Origin of the sequence: Promicromonospora sukumoe (assembly GCF_014137995.1) — a bacterium.
GTDB classification, from domain to species: domain Bacteria; phylum Actinomycetota; class Actinomycetes; order Actinomycetales; family Cellulomonadaceae; genus Promicromonospora; species Promicromonospora sukumoe.
In genome coordinates this window covers 2,793,307-2,816,932 of the sequence record NZ_JACGWV010000001.1, presented here as the reverse complement: position 1 = coordinate 2,816,932, position 23,626 = coordinate 2,793,307, and the positions used below count along the sequence as shown (strand labels likewise).

General features: G+C 74.7%; 19 protein-coding genes. 10 read left to right on the top strand and 9 right to left on the bottom strand.

Annotated elements, in window-relative coordinates; genetic code table 11:
• Positions 1-6: 6 nt before the first annotated feature.
• Positions 7-459: a cyanase gene (cynS, locus tag FHX71_RS12485; protein WP_182616663.1), complete on the bottom strand. Its 453-nt coding sequence runs from the start codon at positions 457-459 to the stop codon at positions 7-9.
• Positions 460-677: 218 nt separating this feature from the next.
• On the opposite strand from cynS, the gene FHX71_RS12480 reads away from it, so the two are divergent.
• On the top strand, positions 678-1,469 hold the full coding sequence (locus tag FHX71_RS12480; protein WP_182616661.1) for a helix-turn-helix domain-containing protein: 792 nt from the start codon (positions 678-680) through the stop codon (positions 1,467-1,469).
• Here the strand turns inward: FHX71_RS12480 and FHX71_RS12475 are convergent.
• The 8 genes from FHX71_RS12475 to FHX71_RS12440 are packed head-to-tail and all read right to left on the bottom strand — an operon-like array spanning position 1,466 to position 12,990.
• Positions 1,466-3,562 carry an FAD/NAD(P)-binding protein gene (locus tag FHX71_RS12475; protein ID WP_182616659.1) on the bottom strand — a complete coding sequence of 699 codons (2,097 nt, stop codon included), beginning with the start codon at positions 3,560-3,562 and terminating at the stop codon, positions 1,466-1,468. The two genes, FHX71_RS12480 and FHX71_RS12475, sit on opposite strands and share 4 nt — an antisense overlap.
• Positions 3,559-5,586 carry a hydantoinase B/oxoprolinase family protein gene (locus FHX71_RS12470; RefSeq protein ID WP_182616657.1) on the bottom strand — a complete coding sequence of 676 codons (2,028 nt, stop codon included), beginning with the start codon at positions 5,584-5,586 and terminating at the stop codon, positions 3,559-3,561. The genes FHX71_RS12475 and FHX71_RS12470 overlap by 4 nt, the downstream gene beginning before the upstream one ends.
• Positions 5,587-5,589: 3 nt before the next feature.
• Entirely contained in the window at positions 5,590-7,722 is a 2,133-nt protein-coding gene (locus FHX71_RS12465; RefSeq protein WP_220489667.1) for a hydantoinase/oxoprolinase family protein, read from the bottom strand.
• Between the two features lie 15 nt (positions 7,723-7,737).
• On the bottom strand, positions 7,738-8,562 hold the full coding sequence (locus FHX71_RS12460) for an ABC transporter permease (RefSeq protein ID WP_312877032.1): 825 nt from the start codon (positions 8,560-8,562) through the stop codon (positions 7,738-7,740).
• Positions 8,555-9,424: an ABC transporter permease gene (locus tag FHX71_RS29290; RefSeq protein WP_182616653.1), complete on the bottom strand. Its 870-nt coding sequence runs from the start codon at positions 9,422-9,424 to the stop codon at positions 8,555-8,557. Before FHX71_RS29290 ends, FHX71_RS12460 begins: the two co-directional genes overlap by 8 nt.
• Position 9,425: 1 nt before the next feature.
• Positions 9,426-10,463: an ABC transporter ATP-binding protein gene (locus FHX71_RS12450; RefSeq protein ID WP_182616651.1), complete on the bottom strand. Its 1,038-nt coding sequence runs from the start codon at positions 10,461-10,463 to the stop codon at positions 9,426-9,428.
• The gene (locus tag FHX71_RS12445; RefSeq protein WP_182616649.1) at positions 10,463-11,581 is read right to left on the bottom strand and encodes an ABC transporter substrate-binding protein; all 1,119 of its coding nucleotides are present in this window, start codon (positions 11,579-11,581) and stop codon (positions 10,463-10,465) included. The genes FHX71_RS12450 and FHX71_RS12445 overlap by 1 nt, the downstream gene beginning before the upstream one ends.
• The gene (locus tag FHX71_RS12440; RefSeq protein ID WP_182616647.1) at positions 11,578-12,990 is read right to left on the bottom strand and encodes an amidase; all 1,413 of its coding nucleotides are present in this window, start codon (positions 12,988-12,990) and stop codon (positions 11,578-11,580) included. The genes FHX71_RS12445 and FHX71_RS12440 overlap by 4 nt, the downstream gene beginning before the upstream one ends.
• Positions 12,991-13,169: 179 nt before the next feature.
• On the opposite strand from FHX71_RS12440, the gene FHX71_RS12435 reads away from it, so the two are divergent.
• From FHX71_RS12435 to FHX71_RS12395, 9 genes are all read left to right on the top strand, one after another.
• Positions 13,170-14,564 carry an aminotransferase class I/II-fold pyridoxal phosphate-dependent enzyme gene (locus tag FHX71_RS12435; RefSeq protein ID WP_182616644.1) on the top strand — a complete coding sequence of 465 codons (1,395 nt, stop codon included), beginning with the start codon at positions 13,170-13,172 and terminating at the stop codon, positions 14,562-14,564.
• A gap of 92 nt (positions 14,565-14,656) precedes the next feature.
• The gene (locus FHX71_RS12430; protein ID WP_246402542.1) at positions 14,657-15,457 is read left to right on the top strand and encodes a DeoR/GlpR family DNA-binding transcription regulator; all 801 of its coding nucleotides are present in this window, start codon (positions 14,657-14,659) and stop codon (positions 15,455-15,457) included.
• Positions 15,458-15,758: 301 nt separating this feature from the next.
• Positions 15,759-17,135 carry an ABC transporter substrate-binding protein gene (locus FHX71_RS12425; RefSeq protein WP_182616641.1) on the top strand — a complete coding sequence of 459 codons (1,377 nt, stop codon included), beginning with the start codon at positions 15,759-15,761 and terminating at the stop codon, positions 17,133-17,135.
• 81 nt (positions 17,136-17,216) lie between these two features.
• Positions 17,217-18,161: a carbohydrate ABC transporter permease gene (locus tag FHX71_RS12420; protein WP_182616639.1), complete on the top strand. Its 945-nt coding sequence runs from the start codon at positions 17,217-17,219 to the stop codon at positions 18,159-18,161.
• Entirely contained in the window at positions 18,158-18,976 is an 819-nt protein-coding gene (locus tag FHX71_RS12415; protein WP_182616637.1) for a carbohydrate ABC transporter permease, read from the top strand. The genes FHX71_RS12420 and FHX71_RS12415 overlap by 4 nt, the downstream gene beginning before the upstream one ends.
• A 2-nt stretch (positions 18,977-18,978) precedes the next feature.
• Positions 18,979-20,409 carry a mannitol dehydrogenase family protein gene (locus FHX71_RS12410; protein WP_182618669.1) on the top strand — a complete coding sequence of 477 codons (1,431 nt, stop codon included), beginning with the start codon at positions 18,979-18,981 and terminating at the stop codon, positions 20,407-20,409.
• A gap of 69 nt (positions 20,410-20,478) precedes the next feature.
• Positions 20,479-21,936 (top strand): serine hydrolase domain-containing protein, encoded by a 1,458-nt coding sequence (locus FHX71_RS12405; protein WP_182616635.1) that lies wholly within the window; start codon positions 20,479-20,481, stop codon positions 21,934-21,936.
• The gene (locus FHX71_RS12400) at positions 21,933-22,967 is read left to right on the top strand and encodes a sensor histidine kinase (protein ID WP_182616632.1); all 1,035 of its coding nucleotides are present in this window, start codon (positions 21,933-21,935) and stop codon (positions 22,965-22,967) included. The genes FHX71_RS12405 and FHX71_RS12400 overlap by 4 nt, the downstream gene beginning before the upstream one ends.
• The gene (locus FHX71_RS12395; RefSeq protein ID WP_182616630.1) at positions 22,964-23,620 is read left to right on the top strand and encodes a response regulator; all 657 of its coding nucleotides are present in this window, start codon (positions 22,964-22,966) and stop codon (positions 23,618-23,620) included. The genes FHX71_RS12400 and FHX71_RS12395 overlap by 4 nt, the downstream gene beginning before the upstream one ends.
• Positions 23,621-23,626 lie beyond the last annotated feature (6 nt).

Below are 23,626 nucleotides of genomic sequence, written 5' to 3'. Positions count from 1 at the left end.
TCTGGGTCACCACTGGTACTTCAGGAACTTGCCGTCGATGATCACGCGGACCCGGTCCCCGTCCGGGTCCGCGCGGCGGGAGATCTCGACGTTGCAGTTGATCGCGCTCATGATCCCGTCGCCGAACTCCTCGTGGATGGCCTCCTTGAGGGCCGGGCCGTAGACGTCCAGGAGCTCGTAGAAGCGGTAGATCGTCGGGTCCGCCCGGAGGCTGTCGCCGTTGAGGCGGTACGGCTGTTCCTGGAGGGCGACGACGGTGTCCTCGTCGAGGTCGAGCAGCCGGCCGACCGCCTCGGCGACGTCGGCGGGCACAGGGTGCGAACCCAGCAGTGCGGCGACGGTCCACAGCAGGGGGCGGTCGACGTGCTCGGCGATCTCCGCCCAGGTCGTGCCCGACCTGCGCAGGGATGCGCGGACGTCCTGCGTCGCGGCCTCGCGCGTGCTGTTCCAGGTGGTCATCTGATCTCCGGTCGGAAAGAGGCGGTCGGGTACCGCCCGTCTGCCTCCACCTCACCGAAGAGCGCCGCGATTCCCTAGGCCGTTTGCGAACGGCACTGCGCAGAAAACGAAGCAGGAGCGCCCTTTTACGAGCGGGAAACGTCGGCGCAACGGATGCGGGATCGCCCGGCGCGTACGGTCCCCGGAAGAACGGAGTCCCCGGGAGGACGGAGGAGCCGATGGCCGGAATGACGCACTACCTGACACCCACCGTCGAACCTGCTGCCGACTGGCTTCTCCTCGCGGACGTGGTGAGTGAGGCTCCCGTCCCGTTGTGGGTCATCGGACCGGAAGGGTCCGTGGTCGTCGCCAACAGGGCAGCGGTCTCTTTCCTCGGTTACCGCAATGACGTCGATCTTGTCGGCGGTCCCAGTCATGAGTTGCTGCACCGCAACCGGCTCGACGGGACCTCCTATCCGCCCGATGAATGTCCGATCATCTGCGCGCAGGGAATGGAGCACCAGGGCCAGGAATGGTTCGTCACGCGTGAAGGGGACCCGCGCCCGGTGCACTGGTCGACGCGAAGGCTGAGCGACACGGGCGCGACGGTCCTGAGCTTCACGCCCACCGCCTCCGACGCCGCGCGGCACCGGGCCGAGGAGCGGCTGCGCGACGCGGCGCCGACATCCTCCGCTCGCCACCGGTCGCGGGCGGTGCTGCGCGACGGGCTGTACGCGATCATCCACGAACGGTTCGCGGACCCGCTGTTCTCCGTGGCCGACCTCGCCGCCGAGGCGCACGTCTCGGTGCGCTCGCTGCAGGCCCTGTTCGCCGACGTCGGGCGGTCGCCCGCGTCCGAGGTGCGGCGGATCCGTCTCGAGTTCGCGCACGGCATGCTGGAACGGGGGCACGGCGTGCACTCGGCGTGCCGGCGCTCCGGGTTCCTCGACCCGGGGTCCTTCGGCCGGGCCTTCCGTCGGCGCTTCGGCTACGCTCCGAGCCAGGTGCGTCCGACGGCGGCGAGCACCTAGGCCCGGTTCGTAGGTCCGGCCTCAGGCACGACGCCGAGAATCCGGGCCGCCGCGACGTCGGCCCCCGCGAGCAGCGGGGACGGCACGCCCGGGCTGGCCCCGATCGCGGAGCCGCGCTGCACCGCCTCGGCCGGGATGCCCAGCACGACGACCCGGTCGTCGGCGGTGCCCGCGGCGTCCACGAGCGCGCAGCCGTCCCGGGTCACGTCGAGGCTGTCGGACTCGACCGTGCCGCCCGCGGCCGTCGGCAGCGGGTGCCGGCGGGCCCGGCCCGAGTCGAGCAGCGCGCGCAGCAGCGGGTCGTCGGTGGGGGTCACGGCGCCGCGGTGCATCCGGGTCTCGATCAGCGCCCGGGTGCGGACGGCGTCGCGCACGCGGCTGGTGGCGACGAACGCGTCGTCCTCGACCGCGATCCGGGTGTCCTCGCCCAGCAGCTCGACGACGCCCGCCCGGACGAGAGCGAGGAGCTGGGCCGTGCGGCGCGGGGGAGGTCCCGAGGCGAGCGCCAGCCCGAGCGGGATGAGCACACCCTCGCCGAACGCCTCCAGGGACGCGCCGTCGACCACGCCCGCCCGGGTGAGCCGGGCGACCTCGCCGCGCAGCGTCTCCATGGCCTGGTTGACGCGGGCGCGCGGCGACGTGCCCGGGGACGCGACCGACTCCTGCTCCGCGCGGACCCAGCCCTCGACCCAGGCGGGCCAGTCGGCGGGGGAGACGAGCGGCGGCCGGTCGGCGCGAGCGGGGTCGACGGCGTCGGCCGGGTCGACGACGAGGGCGGCGGCCTCGCGCACGGGGTCCTCGGCCGCGTCGAGCCGCCGGGCGAGCGCGTCGGGCGTCAGGTCCTCGCGCAGGGCGTTCTCGCGAAGCGCGGACGGGCGCTGCTCGGCGAGCGCCGTCAGGTGCGCGAGCACCAGCTCGGCGGCCAGCAGCGGCCAGACGTCGCGCGCCAGGTCGAGCACGGGGCGCCCCTCCGCGCGGGCCGCCAGGGCCGCGAACCGCTCGCGCGTCGCGATCCACGCCACGTAGGGCGCGGGCAGCCCGTCGGCGAGCGCGCCCTTGCCCCGGTACGGCAGCCCGCGCCGCGACCCCGCGAGCAGGTGCGGCTCGGCGCCGCTCGGCACGTAGCGCAGGGGGTCGCCGGCGTGCGGGCCGTCGGCGCCGCCGTCGTCGCAGGGGCGGCCGGCAGCATCGACCGGGGAACCGGTGCCGGCGTCGACGAAGCGACCGCCGCGCCCCACGGTCAGCAGCGCGAGCACGTCGAAGAAGTTGGCGCCGAGCCCCGCGACCAGCACGTCCTCGCCGGCCGGCACGGCGGACCAGTCGCGCTCGGCCGGCATGCCCGGCTCGACGTAGACCAGGCCGTGCACGCGGGCGACGTCGGCGAACCGCTCGGTGCGCGGCGAGCGTCGGGCCTGGATCATGCCCTGCGCGAGCACGACGACGGGTGCGGTCAGGGTTCGTGGTGCGGGGGAGGCGCTCGCGGTGGCGGGGTCCGGGCCGAGCACGACCTCGCGCAGCCCGGGCCGGGGCGTGCGCACGTCGACGACGGTCCCGTGCACCGGCACCACCTCGATGCTCCCGCGGCGCGCGGCCTCGTGGAGCTGGTCCAGGTAGTAGGCGCCCTGGAGCCGCCGGGTCGGGTACGAGCCGGGGCCGAGCCCGCGCGCCTCGTCCCGGGCCCAGGCCGTGTCCGGTCGGGATGCGGTGTCCGACGTCGCTGCCCGCGCCCAGTCGACCAGGTCCGGCCCGGTCACCACGGGCCCGGACATCGGGGTCGAGGTGTCGGCGTGCACTGTCGTGCGCGCCGCCCACGTGTTGTTCAGCAGCAGCGGCGACTGGTCGGTGCGCCAGGTCGCCCCGGCGCCCACCTCCACCCGGTCGACGACGGCGACGCGCAGCACGGCCAGCGCCTCGTCCGGCGGTGCGCCCCAGGGCGCGTCCGGCCGACGCCTGGCGGCGAGCCGTGCGACGACGGCGACGGCCCGCGGGCCCCCGCCGACGATCACGGCATCGAACGCCGCCGGATCGAGCGGCCCAGCGTCATCCGACGACGACGACGCTGCAGCGGCCGGCGTCGCGTGCGTGTCCTTCACGCGACGCCGGACGACGACCCGGGCGCACCTTCCGCACCGACCGTGCCCGTCACGTCCGCCACAGCCTCGGCGAACGCCCGCTCCGCCGCGACGAGCTCCTCCTCGGACGCCGCCACCCCGGGGAACCGCTCGGGCAGCCCGACCAGCACACCGCCGAGGATCTCCCGGCGTCGTCCCGCCCGCGTCGTCGTCGGCAGGGTGCGCAGATACACGTCGAGCCGGTCGGCGAGCGCGGACGGGAAGACCCGCTCCCAGCGCTCCCGCTCGGGACCGAGCGAGTGCGCCCGAGCCACCGAAACGGAACGCCCCGTCCGTTCCGCCGACGTCGCGGCCACGTCCAGCACCCCGTCCCGCACGACCACTCCGTACGCCTCCACCGCTGCCTCGGCCGTCACCAGCCCGGCGGAGACGTCGGCCAGCACGGCCTCCGTGTCCCGCTCCAGGGGGTCGCCGTAGCCGCCCGCGCCGGAGGTGCGCAGCACCACGCGGTCGCCCGCGCGCAGCGGGTGCACGTCGACGACGGACAGCCGCCGCTCGTCGGGCCGGCCCTCGTTGACGACGAGCTCGGTGAGCGCGCCCGGCCGTCCGCCGGCGAAGCCCCAGGGCCGGAACCGCAGCCGCTCCAGGCCGCGGGCCAGCAGGCCGCCGTCGGTCAGGGCCTCGAACTCGAGCTCCAGGCCGGAGCCGCCGCGCCACCGCCCGGCGCCGCCGGAGTCGGTCCGCAGCGCGTACCGCAGCACACGGACGCTGACGTTCGCCTCGACGGTCTCGACGGGGTTGTTCGACAGGTTGGAGATGCCGGAGTCGCGCCCGTCCGCGCCGTCGGCGCCGTGCCGCGCGCCCGTGCCGCCCACCATCGGCTCGACGACGTCCACCCGGGACCCGTCGGCGGCGGCGAACACGACGGGCACGACCAGCCCGCTGGACGCCGCGGGCAGCACCTCGGGCGCGGCCTGGACCAGCGCCCCGGACACCACGTCGTTGACGCGCGACGTCGTCGCGTGCCGCACGCCCGTCGCCGCGGTGCCCGTCGCGTTGAGCAGGGTGCCCTCGGGGGCGGTGAAGCCGATGACGTCCATCAGCCCGCCGTTCAGCGGCACGGCCGGGTCCAGCGTGCCGATCAGCGCGAAGATCCGCGTGACGACCCAGGAGTGCGCACGCCCGAACGTCACCATGTTCAGCGCGGCCTCGACCTGCGGGTCAGTGCCGGTCAGGTCGAGGTGCACGGCGCCGTCGTCGACCGTGGCCGTGACCACGACCCGCAGCGGCACGCCGCTGACGCCGTCGTTGTCGAGGAAGTCCTCGAAGCGGTAGGTGCCGTCCGCCAGGGTGCGCAGGGCGCTGCGGGCGCGGGCCGCGCTCTGCTCGCGCGCGAACTCGCCGACGTCGGCGAACCCGGCCGGGCCCAGGTCGGCGGTGAGCTCGCCGACGCGGCGCCGACCGGTGTCCAGCGCGGCGAGCATGGCGTGCAGGTCGCCCCGGTTGGCCTCGGGCGTGCGGGAGTTGGCGGCGAGGATCGCCTCCACCTCGGGCACCACGGTCCCGGCGCGCACGTACCGCAGGGGCGGGATGCGGAGGCCCTCGGCGAAGACCGAGTCGTTGAGCACGCTCACGGAGGAGGGCACGCGCCCGCCGACGTCGGACACGTGCACGAACGCCCAGCCGTAGCCGACCAGCTCGTCGCCGTCGAAGAACGGCGCGAGGGCGTGCACGTCCGGGAGGTGCGTGGACAGCCCGCCCGAGAGGTACGGGTCGTTCGTCAGCACGACGTCGCCGGGGGCCAGCGGCCCGTCCGCCGTCGCCGCCTCGATCGCGGGCGTCAGGTCGAGGCCCACGAAGCCGGACACGCCGACGTCCTGCGGGTAGGCGACGAACCGGCCCGACAGGTCGGCGACGGCGCACGCGAAGTCGGCGGCGTCGCGCACGTACAGGCTGCGGCTCGCGCGCCGCAGGGTCAGGCACATCTCCTCGACCGCGGCCTGCAGCCGCGTGTGGGCGACGTCCTTCTCGACCGTCGTCAGCACGGCTCAGCCCTCCCCGTTGTCAGTGACGTCCCGCACCAGGTGCAGGTTCCCGCCGTCGTCGCTCGTCGCGGTCCACCCGGCCGGCACGAGCACCGTGGTGTCCGCCTTCTCGATCACGGCGGGGCCGGTCACCGACGCCTCGCCGTCAGCCCCGAGCGTGTGCACGCTCGCCGGACGGGGCGTGCCGTCGTACCGCACGTCGCGCGCGCCCGTCTTCACGAACGCCGCGCCGCCGTGCCCGGACCGCACCTCGCCGAGGCGCACGCTGACACTCGCGCGCAGCGTCTCGGCGCGCACGACGGCGGTCGCGTCGGTGAACCCGTGGACCCGTTCGTGCTGCTCGGCGAAGCGCCGCAGCACCGCCCCGAGGTCCAGCCGCAGGGTCTCGGCCGGGCCGGCCTCGGTCGAACGTTCGGCAAGCACGACCTCCAGCGTCGTCGGCTGGCCCGCGTACCGCAGGTCGGCGCTCAGCGTCACGGTCCCCGTCGCGCCGACGTCCTGCGTGCGCAGCCAGTCCAGCACCTCGCGCTCCAGCCCGGCCGACGCCGTCGTCAGCGCGTCCAGGTTCTCCGGCACGACGGCGGTGCGCACCGTGCGCGCGACGTCACGCCGGACCGGGGCGATGGCCGCGCCCAGGGCGCAGAACGTCCCGGCGGCCGCGGGCACGAGCACACGCCGGACGCCGACCTCGTCGGCCAGCAGCGCGGCATGCGTGCCGCCCGCGCCGCCGAACGCGACGAACGTGTACCGCTCGGGCACCTCGCCGTGCGCGGCCAGCACGGTCCGCAGCCGCGCGGCCATCCCGGCGGACGCGACGCGCAGGGCGGCGTCGGCGACGCCGTCGGCCCCCGTCGTGTCCTCAGCCGAATCCTCGGCGAGGTCCTCCGCGACCCGCGCCAGCGCCCCCGTCGCGAGCTCCGCCCGCAGCGGGAACGTGCCGCCCAGGAACGTCGCCGGGTCGATCACCCCGGCGTGCACGTAGGCGTCGGTCAGCGCGGGCTGCGTGCCGCCCGCGCCGTACGCGGCCGGGCCGGGTACCGCGCCGACGCTCGCCGGGCCGACCCGCAGCACGGGCCGGGCGCCCGAGGTGTCGGCGCCGATCACGGAGCCGCCGCCCGCGCCGATCGCGGACACCTCGACGACGGGCGTCATCAGCGGGTGCGGCCCGACGGTGGCGGTCGTGGTGAGCACGGGGCGGCCGCCGCGCAGCACGCCGATGTCGCTGCTCGTGCCGCCCATGTCCACGGTGACCATGTCCGTGCCGGGCCAGGCGGTCGCGGCGGCGGACACCCCGCCCGCGGGCCCCGACAGCACCGTCTGCACGGGCCGGCGCATCGCCGACTCGATGGACACCGAGCCGCCGTTCGACGTCGTGATGTAGACGCGGGCGTCGACCCGCAGGCGCGCCAGCCGCTCGCGCAGCGCGGTGAAGTAGCCGGTCATCAGCGGCGTGATCTGCGCGTCCAGGAGCGCGAGCGTGGTGCGCTCGTACTCGCCGGCCTCGGGCCACACGGCCGCGGCCGACGTCACCGGGACGTCCAGGGCGGCGGCCAGCCGGTCGGCGAGGTGCTGCTCGGCCTCGCGCGCGGCGTACCCGCCCACCAGGCTCACGGCCACGACCTCGGGCGCCAGCGCGGTCAGGCGCTCCACGAGCCGGGCGAGCTCGGCGTCGTCCACCCCGTCGGCACCCAGCGCGCCGACGGCGGCGCCGTCCGCCGCGAACCGGTGCGCCACCTCCAGCACGTGCTCGCGCGGCACGATGGGCCGCCCGGGCGTGGCGTGCAGGTCGAAGGAGCGCGGCATGCGGGCGCGGGCGATCTGCAGCACGTCCCGGTGCCCCGCGCTGGTCACCAGCGCCGCCCGGGCCACGCGGCCCTGCAGGATCGCGTTCAGCCCGATCGTGGTGCCGTGCGCGACGGCGGCGACGTCCTCCACGTCGATCCCGCGCGCCAGGAGCTGCGCGAGCCCCGTCTCGACCCCCTCGGAGGGGTCGTGCGGCGTGCTCGGCACCTTGTGCGTGATCGCGTCGGCCAGCGACCACGAGGTGCCGTCACCGGGCACGGCGACGAGGTCGGTGAACGTGCCGCCGACGTCGATACCGATGCGCCAGCGGCGGCGGGGTGCGGGGACAGCCACGGGGGACGACATGGTCTACAGGAACCTCGAGACGTGGATGGTGCGGTCGAGCACGGCGATGGTCGCGACGCTGACCAGGAGCAGGAGCGTCGAGACGGCCGCGACGGTGGGTTCGAGCTGGACCTGCACCGCGGAGTAGATGCGCACCGGCACGGTCGCCTCGCCGGCGCCCGCCACCAGCACGGACACCGCGACCTCGCCGAGCGAGATGACGGCGCCCAGGAACGCCCCCGCGACGATCCCCGGCCGCATGAGCGGCACGGTGACGGTCAGGAAGGTGCGCAGCGGCGACGCCCCGAGCGACCGGGCGGCCCGGGGGAGCGCCGGGTCGAGCGCCGCGGCGCTCACCGCGACGACCCGCACGCAGAACGGGAACGTGACGACCAGGTGCGCAAGCCACAGGCCCTGCGCCGAGCCGACCAGCCCGGTGCGCTGGAGCTGGTACAGCAGCGCGAGGCCGACCATCACGCCGGGCACCGCCATGGGGGACAGGAACAGCAGGCCGAGCGCGCGCCGTCCGGGGAAGTTCCCCGCGCCGACGGCGTACCCGCCGAGCGTGCCCAGCACGACGACGACGGGCACCACGAGCAGCGCGACCCGCAGCGAGTACCCCAGGGAGTCGAGCCACTGCGCGGAGCCGAACACCTCGGCGTACCAGCGCAGGCTCAGGCCCTCCGGCGGGAACCGGAAGTTGTTCGCGGCGTTGAAGGAGCTGAGCGCGACCACGAGGAGCGGCAGCAGCAGGAAGGCGCAGACGAGCACCACGGGCACGAGCGTCAGGGCGCGGCGGGCGCGGGCCCGGCCGGCACCGGTGACGCGAAGGACGGGACGGTCAGGCACGACGACCCCTCTCGGCGAGGCGGCCCAGCAGGCCGACGAGGCCGCAGACCGCGAGCGTGACGGCGAGCAGCACGAAGCTCAGGGCGGCGGCGCGCGGCTGGTCGAAGGCGACCATGGCCTCGGTCTGGATGCGGAGCCCGGCCAGCGACTGGTTGGCGCCGCCCACGAGCAGCGGCGTCACGTACACGCCCATGCTCAGGGAGAAGACGATGACCGTGGCCGCGACGATGCCCGGTGTGGCCAGCGGCAGCACCACGGACCGGAAGGTGCGCAGCGCGCCCGCGCCCAGGTCGGCCGACGCCTGCAGCAGCCGGTTGTCGATCGCGCCGAGCGACGCGGACAGGGCCAGCACCGCGAACGGCAGCAGCACGTGCACGACGGCGAGGAACACCGTCCACGGGGAGCGCAGCAGCGGCAGGGACTCGTCGATCAGGCCGAGCGCCTGGAGCGTCACGTTGACCGGGCCCTCGCCCGACATGACCACGCGCCAGCCGAACGACCGCACGACCTCGCTGGTCAGCAGCGGCGAGAGCGTGATGACGAAGACCAGGGACTTGCCCACGGCCGACGTCGACCGCGCGAGGTACCACGCGAGCGGGAACGCCAGGACGAGGCACGTCAGGCTCACCCGGACGGCGAGCCAGAGGCTCTCGACCACCGAGCCCCACAGGTACGACGTGCCGAACACCTCGGCGTACTGCGCGCCGGTGAACCCGGGCAGCACGTTGTTCATCTCGTCGGTGGGCCGCAGGCTCAGCAGGAGCAGCCCGACGAGCGGCAGCAGGAACGCGACCACGACGAACGCCGTGGGCACGATCGCGGCGACGTGCCCGCGCAGGTCACGCGTACGGGTGGCCGCCACGTCAGGCCGCCCCGAGGGGCAGCAGGGCGTCGTCGGACCAGGTCAGGCCGACGCTCTCGTCCTCGGCGAAGCGCCGTCCGCCGTCGGCGGGGCTGGCGAGCAGCTCGGTGCCGTCGGCGGTGCGCAGGCGGTACTCGTAGCGCTCCCCGGCGAAGCCGACGGACAGCACGGTCGCCGGGGCGGCGTCGCCGCCGGCCTCGACGACCCGCACGTGCTCGGGCCGCAGCGCCACCGTGGCCCCCGCGGCACCGGCGAGCCGGACCGGCCGCCCCAGCACGGTGCGCCCGCCGTCGCCGTCGTGCACCGGCAGCAGGTTCGCGGCGCCCACGAAGTCGGCCGCGAACCGGGTGCGCGGCGTGCGGTACAGCTCCTCGGGGGTGCCGAGCTGCTCCAGGTCGCCGTGCGCGAGCAGCGCGACCCGGTCGGACAGCGCGAGCGCCTCCGCCTGGTCGTGGGTGACGAACACCGTGGTGGTGCCGACCTCGCGCTGCAGCTCGCGCAGCTCGTGCCGCATCTGGCGGCGCAGCTTGGCGTCGAGGTTGGACAGCGGCTCGTCGAGCAGCAGCACCCGCGGGCGGGTGACCAGCGCGCGGGCGATGGCGACGCGCTGCTGCTGCCCGCCGGAGAGCTGCTGCGGGTAGCGGTCCGCGAAGTCGACGAGGTCGACCAGCTTCAGGGCGTCGCGCACGCGCTCGGCCCGCTCGTCGCGCGGCACGCGCCGGGTGCGCAGCCCGTACTCCAGGTTGCGCCGCACCGTCATGTGCGGGAACAGGGCGTAGCTCTGGAACACCAGGCCCGTCTCGCGGCGGTTCGGCGCCACGTGGGTGACGTCCTCGCCGTCGATCAGGACGGTCCCCGTGGTGGGCTCGACGAACCCGGCGAGCACGGACAGCAGCGTCGACTTGCCGCAGCCCGACGGGCCGAGGACCGAGAGGAACTCGCCCGCCTCGATCGTCAGCTCGTCGAGCTCCAGCACGGGCGGGCCGCCGTACCCGACGCTCAGCCCGCGGATCTCCACGCGGCCCTGTGTCGCGGTCATCAGCCGAAGATCTCCTGCCAGCGCGCCTGCAGGTCGGGCAGCTGCGGGGTGATCGTCTCGTAGTCGACCCACACGAAGCTGTCGTAGGCGTTCGGGCCGCTGGTGATCTGCCCGTCGAACTGCGCGGGGTACTCGTTCTGGTCGTTGGACGCGGCGTACCAGGTGCCCTCGGAGAAGACGGGCTGGTACTCGCTGGAGGCCACGTAGTCGAGGAACGTGTAGGCGAGCTCCTCCTGCTCGGTGCCCTCGGTGACGAACAGGGAGGTCAGGGCGCCCACGGAGCCGGAGGCGGGGTAGGCGAAGCCGATCGGCTCGCCCGCGTTCTGCTGCACGAACGCGCGGCCGTCCCAGTGCGCCGCGACCCACGCGTCGCCGTTCGAGAGCGCGGTCTCGACGCTGGTGCCGTCGGCGGGGAACGTGGAGGCGCAGTCCTTGAGCGTCTCGAGCTGCTTGAACGCGGCGTCGACGTCGTCCGGGTTCGTGATGCTGCCGCCGGCCTCGTTGATCAGGCCCGCGAGGAACTCGACGCCCGTGTTGAAGGTCAGGGGCGAGACGGCGACGTGCCCGCAGTACGCGGGGTCGAGCAGGTCGGACCAGTCCGTCGGCGGCTCGTCCACCTTGTCGGTGCGGTACGCGATGCCGGTCGAGCCGACGGTCAGGGGCACGCCGTACTGGGTGCCGCCTACGTTGCTCTGCTCGGCGAGCACGGTGTTGAGCTGGTCGAACTGCTCGATCCGGGCGGTGTCGAGCTCGGCGACGACACCGGCGGACACGGCGCTCGGGATCACGTTGGGCGTGAACGCGACGACGTCGTAGGCGGGCGTGCCGCCCTTCGTGGAGCGCAGCGCGGTGAGCCAGTCGGCGGGGCCGCCGGGGACGAGCTCGACGGTCGCGCCGGTCTCCTCCTCGAACGGCTTCACGAACGCCTCGGTGAACGAGTCGCCCCAGGACCCGGCGTAGACCGCGACCTTGAGGGTGCGGCCCGACTGGTCGCCGGACGCGTCGCCGCCGTCGTCCGCCGAGCAGGCGGCGAGCGTGCCGGTCAGGGCGAGCGCCGAGGTCACGGCGAGCGTGCGGGTCAGGGGCCGGGCGGTCCGGCGCGTGGAGCGGGAGGTCATCGTTGTCTCGTTCCTTCGGGGTGGTGGGGCGGGAGGCGGCGGTCCCAGGCGTAGTGCTGTTCCAGGAGGGCGCCGAGCCGGAGCAGGAGGGCCTCGCCGCCCTGCGGGGCGACGAGCTGCGTGCCGAGCGGCAGGCCGTCGTCGTCCAGGTGGGTGGGCAGGGTCAGGGCGGGGGTGCCGAGCACGCTCGGCACGGTGGTGAAGGCGAGCGTGCGCTCGTAGACGACGGCGTCGCGCGACGGCGCCTGCTGGGTCAGCTCCTCCAGGACGACGCCGGTCGCGGGCACCCGGGTGGCCGTCGTCGGCGTCAGGACGACGTCGGCGGCGCCGAACAGGGCCTCGGTGACCGTGCGGGCCAGGGCACGCATCCGGACGGCGCCGCGCACGTAGTCGGCCGCTCCGAGGGCGTCGGCCTGGTCCATCACGCGGTGGATGTACGGCTGGAGCCGCTCGGGGTGGTCCAGCGGGGTCTGCCGCAGCCACGCCGGGATGACGACGCCGGGGTACAGGTCCATGATCTCGGCGCCCTCCTCGGCGGCGTCGAGCGCGACGACCGTGTGCCCGTGGGCGCGCAGCACGTCCGCGACGTCCTCGACGGCGGCGACGCACGCGGCGTCGACCTGGATGCGCGGGTCCCAGGAGCGCGTGAGCAGGCCGACCCGCAGCGGGGCGGGCGCCCGGTCGAGGCCGGCGAGGTAGTCCGGGGCGGCCGGGCCGCGCGACCACGCGAGCGGGTCGGGCGCGGCCAGGTGCGTGACGACGGCGGCGGTGTCGCGCACCGTGCGCGTCATGACGCCCTCGGTGGCGCCGCCCTCCCAGCCCTGCACGCGCTGGGGGAGCAGGCCGCGGCCGGGCTTGAGGCCCACCAGGCCGCAGAACGCGGCCGGGACGCGCAGCGAGCCGCCGCCGTCGCTCGCGAGCGCGACCGGCACGATGCCCGCGGCCACGGCCACGGCGGAGCCGCCGCTCGACCCGCCCGGCGAGCGGGTCAGGTCCCACGGGTTGTGCGTGACGCCGGAGCGCGGGCTCTCGCACGACGTCGTCATCGCGAGCTCCGGCGTGGCCGCGCGCCCGAGCTGCACGAACCCGGCGGCGAACGCCGCCGCGGGCAGCAGGTCGGTGCCCGTCGCGGGCGTGTCGTCGATCGCGAGGGAGCCGCGGGTCCACGGCTGGCCCGCGACGGAGAACGTGTCCTTGACCGTGATCGGCACCCCGGCGAACGGCGGCAGGTCCGCGCCGTCGTCCAGCGCGCGGTCGACGGCGTCCGCGGCCGCCAGGGTCGCGGCGTCGTCGCGCCACACGAGCGACCGCACGGCCGGGTCCACGGCGTCCGCCCGGGCGAGGGCGCGCTCGGCGACGGAGCGCGCGCTCTCGCGACCGGAGCGGACCCGGTCGGCCGTGTCCACCACACCCATATGTGATGGAAGATTCATGATCACGGGTAGACGTTAACCACGGCGAGCCGATCGCTCCAAGCCGATCCGCGCGCAGTCCGCCTGCTGAGACAAGGGTGCGCGGGCCCGATATACATCTGGATGATAAGAGCCCGGGATCTTCCGGGCAGGCCGCGAACGACCAGCGAGGGGCGATGACGACCACCGGACCCGACACCGCGAGAGCCACCCCGGGCACGCCGACCGAACTGATCGCCTCGGTGCGCGGGCTGTCCGGCCCGGCGCTCGCCGAGCAGCTCACCACCTGGATCGAGCAGGGCGTGCTCGCGCCCGGCACCCGGCTGCCCACGATCGAGGAGGTCGCGACGGCGTCCGGCCTCGGCCGCTCGACCATCGCGGGCACCTGGTCGCTCCTGGTGGACCGCGGCCTGGTGACCACCCGCCGCCGCGGCGGCACGATCGTCGCCGGCCCCGTCAGCCCGCCGCTGTGGCCCCGCGCGGGGGAGGCGCCCGTGTTCGCCGGCTGGTCGTCGGTCGACCTCTCGTCCGCGCACCCCACCACCGACCGCCTGCCCGACCTGCTGGAGGCCTTCGCACACAGCCTGCGCGAGCCCCAGACCAACTCGCTGCGCCGCGAGGCGATCACCCCCGCGCTGCTCGACGCCGTCCGCCAGGACTGGCCGTTCGACGCCGCCGAGTGGGTGACCGTCAGCGGCGCGGGCGAGGCCACGCTGCTCACCGCCGAGGCGGCCACCGCGCCGGGCGGCACCATCGCCGTCCAGGAGCCCGCCGTCTCCGGCACGATCGGCAACCTGCGCTCGGTCGGCTTCGAGGTCGTGGGCGTCGCCTCCGACGCCGAGGGCCCGCTCCCGGACGCGCTGGAGCGGGCGCTCGCCGCGGGCGCGCGGACCTTCGTCTACCAGCCCGGCGGGGAGTTCTCGCTCGACGGCGCGGTCACCGCGCGGCGCCTCGGCGAGCTCGCGGCGGTGCTCGCGGAGCACGCGCCGGACGCCTGGGTGCTGGAGGAGGACGTGCTCGGCCCGCTGGCCCCCGTGCGGCCGCCGAGCCTCGGGGAGCTGCTGCCCGGCCGGGTCGTGCGGATCACGTCGTTCTGCCGCGCGTTCGGGCTGGACCTGCGCACCACCGTCGTCGGCGGCGCCCGCGACGTCGTGCTCGGCGTCCGCCGCCTGCGCAGCCACGGCATCCTCGCCCAGAGCCGCATCCTGCAGAACGCGCTCGCCCACCTGCTCGCCACCCCCGGCGTCGCGACGCTCGTGGCGGACTCCGGCCGCTGGTACGCCGACCGCGCCCGGGACCTCGCGCGGGCGCTCGAGGCGCGGGACGTGCGCACCGCGACACCCCCGGGCGGCCTGGTCGTGTGGCTGCGCGCCGAGAACGAGGACGAGGCGCTCGTCGAGCTCGGGGCGCGCGGGATCGTGCTCACGCCGTCGTCGCGCACGTTCGCCACGCCGCCGCGCCCCGCGTGGCTGCGTGTGGCGACGCCGCAGATCCCGGCCGACCCGGAACGGGTCGAGGAGCTGGCCGAGGCGCTGGCGAGCGCGGCGCGGGGTGCGCTGCTCGCGGGCTGACGCCGCACACCTCGGGCGGGTGAAACGGGTTCCGAAATGCGCCGGTACGCGGCAGACTCGGGGGCCCAGGAGCCCGACGACGGGAGCAGGCGATGGTGCTCGACACCCCCGGGACGGCGCCGGCGAGCGCCGTCGGGCAGACCTCGCGGTCCGCGGAGCTGCTCGCGCTGGTGCGCCGGCGCGGCCGCATCGAGGTGAGCGAGTCGGCGCGGATGCTGGGCGTCTCGCAGGAGACGGTGCGCCGCGAGCTGCGCAAGCTGGAGGCGCAGGGCCTGGTGCGGCGCAGCTACGGGCTGGCGTTCCCGGTGGAGACGAGCTCGTTCGAGACGGCGCTCTCGGAGCGGCAGCAGAGCTACCCGGAGGAGAAGTCGCGGATCGCCGCCGAGGTGGCGCGGCGCCTGGGGGAGGCGCGCACGATCTTCGTCGACGAGGGGTTCCAGCCGCTGCTGGCGGCGCGGGCGCTGCCGCACGACCGGGAGCTGACCCTGGTCACCTCCTCGCTGCCGGTCGCGACCGAGCTGTCGGCCCGGCCGAACGTGCAGGTGATCATCATCGGCGGGCGCGTGCGCGGCAAGACGCTGGGCGTCGTCGACGGCACGGCCGTGGACATGCTGCGCACGTTCCGCCTCGACCTCGGCCTGATCGGCGCCAACGGCGTGACCGTCGAGGACGGCCTGACCACGCCGGACCCGGCGGTGGCGCGCGTGAAGGCCGCCGCGATCGAGGTGAGCCGGCGGCGCATCTTCATCGGGGCGCACCACAAGTTCGGCGTCACCAGCTTCGTGCGGTTCGCCGGGCTGGACGACTTCGAGGCGATGATCACCGGCACGCAGCTCGGCCACGCCCGCGCGCGGGCGTTCCACGCGGCCGGGGCGGAGATCGTCCAGGTCTGAGGCGCCTCCGGGCGTGACCGGTCGGCCCTCCGGGCGGAGCAGTTGGTGCCCGGTCCGGGATGCGTTTTCCGACGCGCGGGGGTGGCCCAGAACCGGGCAGATCGGACCCCGGCGTCGGCCATACGCCCGCGCGTGACCCGCGCGCGCCCGGAGCCGGACCCGGCCCGGCCGGGCGCGCCTGTGCGATATCACAGTGCGGCTGACCGTTTCGGTTTCACCCTCGTTGACCCCCCTGGCGGCGCGGCCCACGATGTGCGGCACGACGAGACCTCACGACGACGTGACCAGAAGGGTCGAAGCAATGAAGCTCACGAGAACTGCGCGCCGCCAGGCCGCGCCCGCCGGCATCTCGGCGGTGGCGCTGGCCCTGACGCTGACCGCCTGCGCCGGAGCGGGAGGCGGCGGGAACGGCGACGCCGCCGGACAGGACGGCGGCCCGGTCGAGCTCACGCTCGCGACCGTCAACAACCCGCAGATGAAGGACATGGAGGAGCTGAAGTCCTCCTTCGAGGAGGAGCACCCCGACATCACGGTGAACTTCGTCCAGATGGAGGAGAACGACCTCCGGGACGCCGTCACCAAGGACGTCGCGACCGACGGCGGGCAGTACGACATCGTCACCGTCGGCTCGTACGAGGTGCCGATCTGGGCGGGGAACGGCTGGCTCACCGACCTGACGGGCGACCTGGAGTCCGACGCGGACTACGACGTCGACGACCTGTTCGAGCCCGTCAAGGACGCGCTGACGGTCGAGGACTCCCTGTACGCCGTCCCGTTCTACGGCGAGTCCTCGATGCTGATGTACAACAAGGAGCTGCTCGACGAGGCGGGCGTCACGATGCCCGAGCACCCGACGTGGCAGGAGGTCGCGGACATCGCGCGCCAGGTCGACTCGGACGACGTCGACGGCATCTGCCTGCGCGGCAAGCCCGGCTGGGGCGAGGTCTTCGCGCCCCTGACGACGGTGGTGAACACGTTCGGCGGGAGCTGGTTCGACGCCGAGTGGAACGCCCAGGTGGACCAGCCGAAGTTCGAGGAGGCCGTGCAGTTCTACGTGGACCTCGTCGAGGACGCGGGGCCGGCCGACCCCGTCTCCACCGGGTTCACCGAGTGCCTGAACAACGTGAGCCAGGGCCGCTCCGCGATGTGGGTGGACGCCACGGTCGCCGCCGGCCTGCTGGAGGACCCCGAGTCCTCCGAGGTCGCGGGCAAGATGGGCTACGCCCACGCGCCCGTCGTCGAGACCGAGGAGTCCGGCTGGCTCTGGTCGTGGAACCTCGCCATCCCCGAGACCACGCAGAACCGCGACGCCGCGGTCGAGTTCGTGAAGTGGGCGACGAGCAAGGAGTACCACCAGCTCGTCGGCACGGAGCTCGGCTGGAGCCGCGTGCCCCCGGGCGCGCGCAACTCGACCTACGAGGTCCCCGAGTACGAGGAGGCCGCGGCCTCGTTCGCGCCCATCACCCGGGACATCATGCTCGCCGTGAACCCGGAGCAGCCGGGCGTCGCGCCGCAGTCGTGGACCGGCATCCAGTACGTGACCATCCCGGAGTTCCAGGACCTCGGCAACCAGGTCTCGCAGGACCTGGCCGACGTCTTCGCCGGCCGCAGCGAGCTCGGACCCGTGCTCGACCGCGCCCAGGACCTCGCCCAGGACGCGGGCGACGCCCAGAAATAGCCGGACCCCGGGTGCGGGGAGCCGTACTCCCCGCACCCGGGTTCCTCGTTCCCGAGGAACTTCGTGCCCCAGGAGGGCCACATGACCGCTCTGATGTCCGCCCCGACGCGCCGTCGGCCCGGGCGGGCGCCGCAGACAGGGCAGGCGGGCCACCGGCACCGCCTGGCCGTGTCGCGCGCCCTGCTGTGGCCCGCGCTCGCCACCTCGATCGTCCTGACCCAGATCCCGTTCCTGCTGACCATCTACTACTCGCTGCAGAGCTGGAACATGCTCCGGCCCGGCGACCGGGGGTTCACGGGCCTCGACAACTACGTGAGCGTGCTGCGCGACGGGTCGTTCCTGTCCTCGCTCGGCGCGACCGTCGCCGTCACCGGTACCGCGGTGGTCGTCTCGACGCTGCTCGGCATGCTGTTCGCGGTGCTGCTCGACCGCAAGTTCGTGGGCCGCGGGCTGGCCCGCACCCTGATGATCACGCCGTTCCTCGTCATGCCCGCCGCGGCGGCCCTGGTCTGGAAGTGGTCGATCCTCGACGCGTCCACCGGGATGGCCAACTGGGGCCTCGGGCTGCTCGGCCTGCCGCCCGTGGCGTGGAACACCGAGCTGCCGATGGTCACCATCATCCTGGTGCTGACCTGGCAGTACACGCCGTTCGTCATGCTCATCCTGCTCGCCGGCCTGCAGGCCCAGGACAAGGACGTGCTGGAGGCCGCCGCCGTCGACGGCGCGGGCGCCCTGCGCACCTTCGGCGAGATCACGCTGCCCCACCTGCGGCAGTACGTCGAGATCGCCGTGCTGCTGGCCTCGATCATGCTGCTCCAGGTCTTCGACCCGATCGCGATCATGACGCGCGGAACGGGCGGCACCAAGACCCTGTCCTACCTGCTCTACGAGCGGGCGTTCGTCGGCCTGGAGGTCGGCGAGGCCGCCGCGTACGGCGTGATGACCGTGCTCGTCACGATCGTCGTCGCCTCCGTGGCGCTGCGCACCCTCTTCAAGGTCTTCTCCAAGGAAGGGATCGACCGATGACCACCTCGCGCCTTCGAGGGGCCCTGATCACCGCGGCTACCTGGGTGCTCGTGCTCATGTTCTTCTTCCCCGTGGCGTGGATGGTGTTCACGGCGTTCAAGCCCGAGCACCAGGCCGCCACCATGCCGCCCACCTTCACCCCCGACTTCACGCTCGACCGGTTCGACGCCGTCTTCGCGCGCGACATGCTCCCGTACCTGATCAACTCGTTCAGCGCGAGCCTCGGGTCCACGCTGCTGGTGCTCGCCCTGGCGATCCCCGCCGCCTACGCGCTGAGCATCCGGCCGGTCACCAACGTGCGCGACGCCCTGTTCTTCTTCATCTCGACCCGCTTCATGCCCGTGGCCGCCTCGATCATCCCGGTCTACCTGCTGCTCCAGTCCGTGGGCGGGCTCGACAACATCACCTGGCTGACCATCCTCTACGTGGGCGTCAACCTGCCCATCGCCGTCTGGATGATGCGGTCGTTCCTCGCCGAGGTACCACGCGAGGTCATCGAGGCCGCGCAGCTCGACGGCGCCCGCCTCGGCACCGAGATCTTCCGCGTCGTGCTGCCGATCGTGCTGCCCGGCGTCGCCGCGGCCGGCCTGATCTGCTTCATCTTCGCGTGGAACGAGTTCTTCCTCGCCAACCTCCTCACCGCCCAGGTGGCGCGCCCCACCCCGCCGTTCCTCACCAGCTTCGTCGACGGCCGCGGCCAGTTCCTCGCCGTCCTGTCCGCGGCGGCGACCGTCGCGATCGTGCCGGTGGTGCTCGCCGGGTGGATCGCCCAGAAGCAGCTCGTGCGCGGCCTCGCGATGGGGGCGATCAAGTGACGATGCTCGACCTCGCCGCCCCGCCGTACGACCGCGCGGGCATCCGCACCGGCATCGTGCACCTCGGCGTCGGCGGCTTCCACCGCGCGCACCAGGCGCTCGCGGTCGACGAGCTGCTGCGCCGCGGCGAGGCGCGCGAGTGGGGCATCTGCGGCGTCGGCCTGCTGCCCGGCGACGCCGCGATGCGCGACGCACTGCGGCCCCAGGACGGCCTGTACACGCTGGTGACCAAGCACGCCGACGGCGGGCTCGACGCCCGGGTCGTCGGCAGCATCGTGGAGTACCTGTTCGCGCCGGACGACCCGGAGGCCGTGCTGGAGCGCATGGCCCACCCGGACACCCGCATCGTGTCGCTCACCATCACCGAGGGCGGCTACAACTTCGACCAGGTCACCGGCGCGTTCGACACGAGCGCGCCCGACGTCGTCGCCGACGCCCGGCCCGGGGCGGTACCCACCACCGTGTTCGGGTTCGTCGTCGAGGCCCTGGCCCGACGGCGGACGCGCGGCCTGCCGCCGTTCACCGTCATGTCCTGCGACAACGTGCAGGGCAACGGCGAGATGGCGCGCGCCGTCTTCGCGGCCTTCGCCGGGCTGCGCGACCCGGAGCTGGGCCGGTGGGTGCACGACGCCGTCGCGTTCCCGAGCTCGATGGTCGACCGCATCACGCCCGTCACCACCGAGGCGGACCGGGCCCTGGTGGCCGAGCGCTTCGGTGTCCAGGACCGCTGGCCCGTGGTGGCCGAGCCGTTCTTCCAGTGGGTGCTGGAGGACCGGTTCCCGCTCGGCCGGCCCCCGCTGGAGCACGCGGGCGTCCAGCTCGTGGCCGACGTCGAGCCGTACGAGCTGATGAAGCTGCGGCTCCTGAACGCCAGCCACCAGGCCATGGCCTACCTCGGCCGGCTGGCCGGCCACCGCTATGCGCACGAGGCGATGGCGGACCCCGACCTGGCGCGGTTCGTGCGCGACTTCATGGACCGCGAGGCGACGCCGACCCTGGCGCCGGTGCCCGGCGTCGACCTGGAGGAGTACAAGGCGACCCTGATGGAGCGCTTCGGCAACCCGGAGGTGCGAGACACGCTCGCCCGGCTCGGCTCCGAGACGTCGGACCGCATCCCCAAGTTCCTGGTCCCGCTGGTGCGCGACCAGCTCCGCACGGGCGGCGAGGTCACCCGGTCGGCGGCGGTCGTCGCGAGCTGGGCGCGGTACGCCGAGGGGGTCGACGAGCAGGGCGAGCCGATCGAGGTGGTCGACCGGCTCGCCGACCGGCTGGTCCCGCTCGCCCGCTCGCAGCGCACCGACCCGCTCGCGTTCCTGCGCAGCCCCATGCTGTTCGGGTCGCTCGTGGAGGAGCCGCGCTTCGTCGAGCCCTACCTCGACGCGCTCGACTCCCTGCACCGGGTCGGGGCGCGGGCGACGCTGGCCGCCCTATGACTTTCGTCAGGGGTGGTCCGGACACCTGACCGATGTGCCGGGTCGCCGCCGCTCCATAGCGTGCAGCACATGGAACACACCCGCCTGACCAGGCACATCGCCGCTGTGCTGCTCGTGGTCGCGACGGCGGGCGCCGGCCTGTGCGCCGGGCCCGCCGCCCACGCCGCGGCGGCGTCCCCGCCCGCCCCCACCCCCGAGGCGATCGACACCTATCTCGCCGACCTCCACGAGGCCTCGGGGGTGCCCGGCCTGTCCGCCGTGGTGACGCACGGCGACGAGGTGGTCCACGCCGCCGGGTACGGGCACGACTCGACGGGCGAGCCGGTCACCGCCGGGACCCCCATGCGGATCGCCTCCGTGAGCAAGTCGTTCACCGCCATGGCCGTGACGATCCTGGCCGAGGACGGGCGGATCGACCTCGACGGCACGGTCACCGACCAGCTCCCCGAGCTGCGGATGGCGGACCCCCGGGTCGACCGGATCACCGTCCGCCAGCTCCTCGACCAGACCTCCGGGCTCGCCGACACCACCGTCGACGTCGCCGACCTGGCCGAGGCGACGTCCCGTACCGACTACGTCGCCCGTCTGCACGACGACACCCTCGCCACGGACCCCGGAACGGCGTACCACTACTGCAACGTCAACTTCGACATCGCCGCCCGGCTCGTCGAGGTGGCCTCCGGCCAGGAGTTCGGCGACTTCCTGACCGAGCGTGTGTTCGAGCCGCTCGGGATGTCCGCCAGCGCCACCCGCGACGACGTCGTCCGGCCGGCCGACGGGTACAACTCCCTGTTCGGCTGGTGGGTCCCGCGCGCGGAGCCCCGGTGGTTCGACGACACCGGCAGCGCCGGCGTCATCACCAGCGCCGCCGACATGGGGCGGTGGCTGATCAGCCAGACGGGGAACGGCCACCAGCTCGTCTCGTCCGCGGGCCTCGACGCGATGCACGCGCCGTCGGGCGTCGGGGACTACGGGCTCGGCTGGCAGACCAAGGACGACGGGACCCGCTGGCACTCCGGCTTCGTCATGACCTACCGGGCGGTCGAGTGGATCGATCCCGCGACCGGGTACGGCATCGCCGTGCTGACCAACGGCGGGGGGCTCACCGACGTCACCCGGACCGCGCTGGACGGGCTGGTCGCGCTGACCCGCGGCGAGACCCCCGAGCCCTCGGCCGGGACCCGGACCCTCGACCTCGGGCTCGCGGGCCTGCTGCTCGTCTCCGCCGCGCTCGGTGTCGCCGGCGTGCTGCGGGCTCCGCGCTGGGCCGCCCGCCGGGCGGGGCGAGCACGGTGGCGCACCGGGCTCCGGCTGGTCTGGCTGGTTCTCCCGGCCGTGGTCCTCGCGCTCCTGCCGCAGCTCGGCGCCTTCCTCACCGGCGGCCGCACCTTCCCGTGGCCCTCGCTGACGTACTTCGCGCTGCCCGCGGTGCTGATGCTGCTGGTGGCGGCGCTGGCGGGGCTCGGTGTCCTCGGTGCCCGGCTCCGGGCGCTGCTCCGGCGGGGCCGGGTAGGGTCGGCGACGTGACCGAGCACCGCCCCGACCGCCGAGGGGTCGCCGGCGGCGTCGCCCTGGCGGCCCTCGCGGCGCTGGCGGTGCTGAACAGTATCGGGGCCGACGCGCTCCCGCTCTGGCGGCAGCTCGTCTTCCCCGTGCTCGCGCCGCTCGCCTACCTGCACGGCAGGCATCTGCGGGCACGCGGCGCGGGCAGGCTGCTGGTCGGCGCGGCGGCCCTGGCGGCGGCGCTCGTGCTCGTGGACGTCGGCACGGCCGCCACCGGGGCGATGCTGCTGGCCGTCTTCGTCGTCGCGCCGTGGCTGGCCGGGCGCAACCGTCGTCAGCAGGCCGAGCTGGGCCGGCTCGCGGCCGAGCGGGTGGCCCGGCTCGAGCGCGAGCAGGAGCTGGTCGCCCGCAGCGCCCGGGCCGAGGAACGGGCCCGGATCGCGACCGAGCTGCACGACCTGGTGGGGCACGACCTCGCGCTCATCGCGGTGCGGGCCGGGGCGCTGGAGGTGTCGGCCGGGCTGGCTCCCGACGATCGGCACGCGGACCGTGCCGCGGTCGCCGGGATCCGGGTCACCGCGACGGAGGCCACCGACCGGCTCCGCGCGGCCCTCGGTGCGCTCCGGGACGGGCCTGCTGGTGACGGGTCGCTCGCCCCGCCCCACGAGAGCATCGCGGCGCTGGTCGCGCGGGCGGCGTCGGCCGGGCTGGCCGTGCGGCTGGACGGGGCGCCGGACGAGACGTCCGACCTCGCGGGGAGCCTCGCGGACCAGGCCGCGCACCGCGTGGTGCAGGAGGCGCTCACCAACGCGGCCCGGTACGCGCCGGGAGCCGCCGTCACCGTGCGCGTGCGCCGGGCCGGGGAGGACGTGCTGGTCGAGGTGACGAACACCGGGGCTGCAGTGCGCCCGGGCCCGGAACGGGCGAGCGGCGGCAGCGGCCTGCTCGGCCTCGCCGAGCGGGTCCGGCTCGTGGGCGGGACGTTCGGTGCGGGACCGACGGGCGACGGCTTCGCCGTGCGCGCCCGCATCCCGGCGGCCCGGGAGGTCGCGTGATCCGCGTCCTACTGGCCGACGACGACGCCATGCTCCGGGTCGGTGTCGCGGCCATCCTCGGCAGCGACGCCGGCATCGAGGTCGTCGCGGAGGCCGGGGACGGCACGGAGGCGGTCGAGCTCGCCCGGCGGCACCGCCCCGACGTCGTCCTGCTCGACGTCCGCATGCCGGTCATGGACGGGCTCGAGGCGGCCGCCGAGCTGCGCCGCGCGGTCCCGGAGGTCGCGGTCGTCGTGCTGACCACGTTCGACGAGGACGACTACGTCGCCCGTGCGCTGGACGAGGGCGCCGCCGGGTTCCTGCTGAAGGCCGCCGACCCGCGCGAGCTGATCATCGCCGTGCACGCGGTCGCCGGGGGAGCGGCCTACCTCTCACCGCGGATCGCGCACCGGATGATCACGGGGTTCCGTGGCGGGCGGCCGGCCCGGCGGCGAGCGGCGGGCGACCGGGTGAGCGTGCTGACCCCGCGCGAGACGGAGGTGCTCGGCCTGGTCGGCCAGGGACTGGCCAACCAGGCCGTCGCGGACCGCCTGCACCTCTCCGAGGGCACCGTCAAGGCGCACGTCAGCACGATCCTGTCGCGGCTCGGGGTGCGCAACCGGGTGCAGGCGGCGATCCTCGCGTACGAGGCGGGGCTCGTCGAGGAGGCCTGAGGGCCC

Coding starts and splice junctions, on each gene's coding strand:
- FHX71_RS12420 (WP_182616639.1), top strand. CDS start 17,217: ATGACCGCTCTGATGTCCGCCCCGACGCGCCGTCGGCCCGGGCGGGCG.
- FHX71_RS12405 (WP_182616635.1), top strand. CDS start 20,479: ATGGAACACACCCGCCTGACCAGGCACATCGCCGCTGTGCTGCTCGTG.
- cynS (WP_182616663.1), bottom strand. CDS start 459: ATGACCACCTGGAACAGCACGCGCGAGGCCGCGACGCAGGACGTCCGC.
- FHX71_RS12430 (WP_246402542.1), top strand. CDS start 14,657: ATGGTGCTCGACACCCCCGGGACGGCGCCGGCGAGCGCCGTCGGGCAG.
- FHX71_RS12425 (WP_182616641.1), top strand. CDS start 15,759: ATGAAGCTCACGAGAACTGCGCGCCGCCAGGCCGCGCCCGCCGGCATC.
- FHX71_RS12450 (WP_182616651.1), bottom strand. CDS start 10,463: ATGACCGCGACACAGGGCCGCGTGGAGATCCGCGGGCTGAGCGTCGGG.
- FHX71_RS12435 (WP_182616644.1), top strand. CDS start 13,170: ATGACGACCACCGGACCCGACACCGCGAGAGCCACCCCGGGCACGCCG.
- FHX71_RS12415 (WP_182616637.1), top strand. CDS start 18,158: ATGACCACCTCGCGCCTTCGAGGGGCCCTGATCACCGCGGCTACCTGG.
- FHX71_RS12445 (WP_182616649.1), bottom strand. CDS start 11,581: ATGACCTCCCGCTCCACGCGCCGGACCGCCCGGCCCCTGACCCGCACG.
- FHX71_RS12480 (WP_182616661.1), top strand. CDS start 678: ATGGCCGGAATGACGCACTACCTGACACCCACCGTCGAACCTGCTGCC.
- FHX71_RS12410 (WP_182618669.1), top strand. CDS start 18,979: ATGCTCGACCTCGCCGCCCCGCCGTACGACCGCGCGGGCATCCGCACC.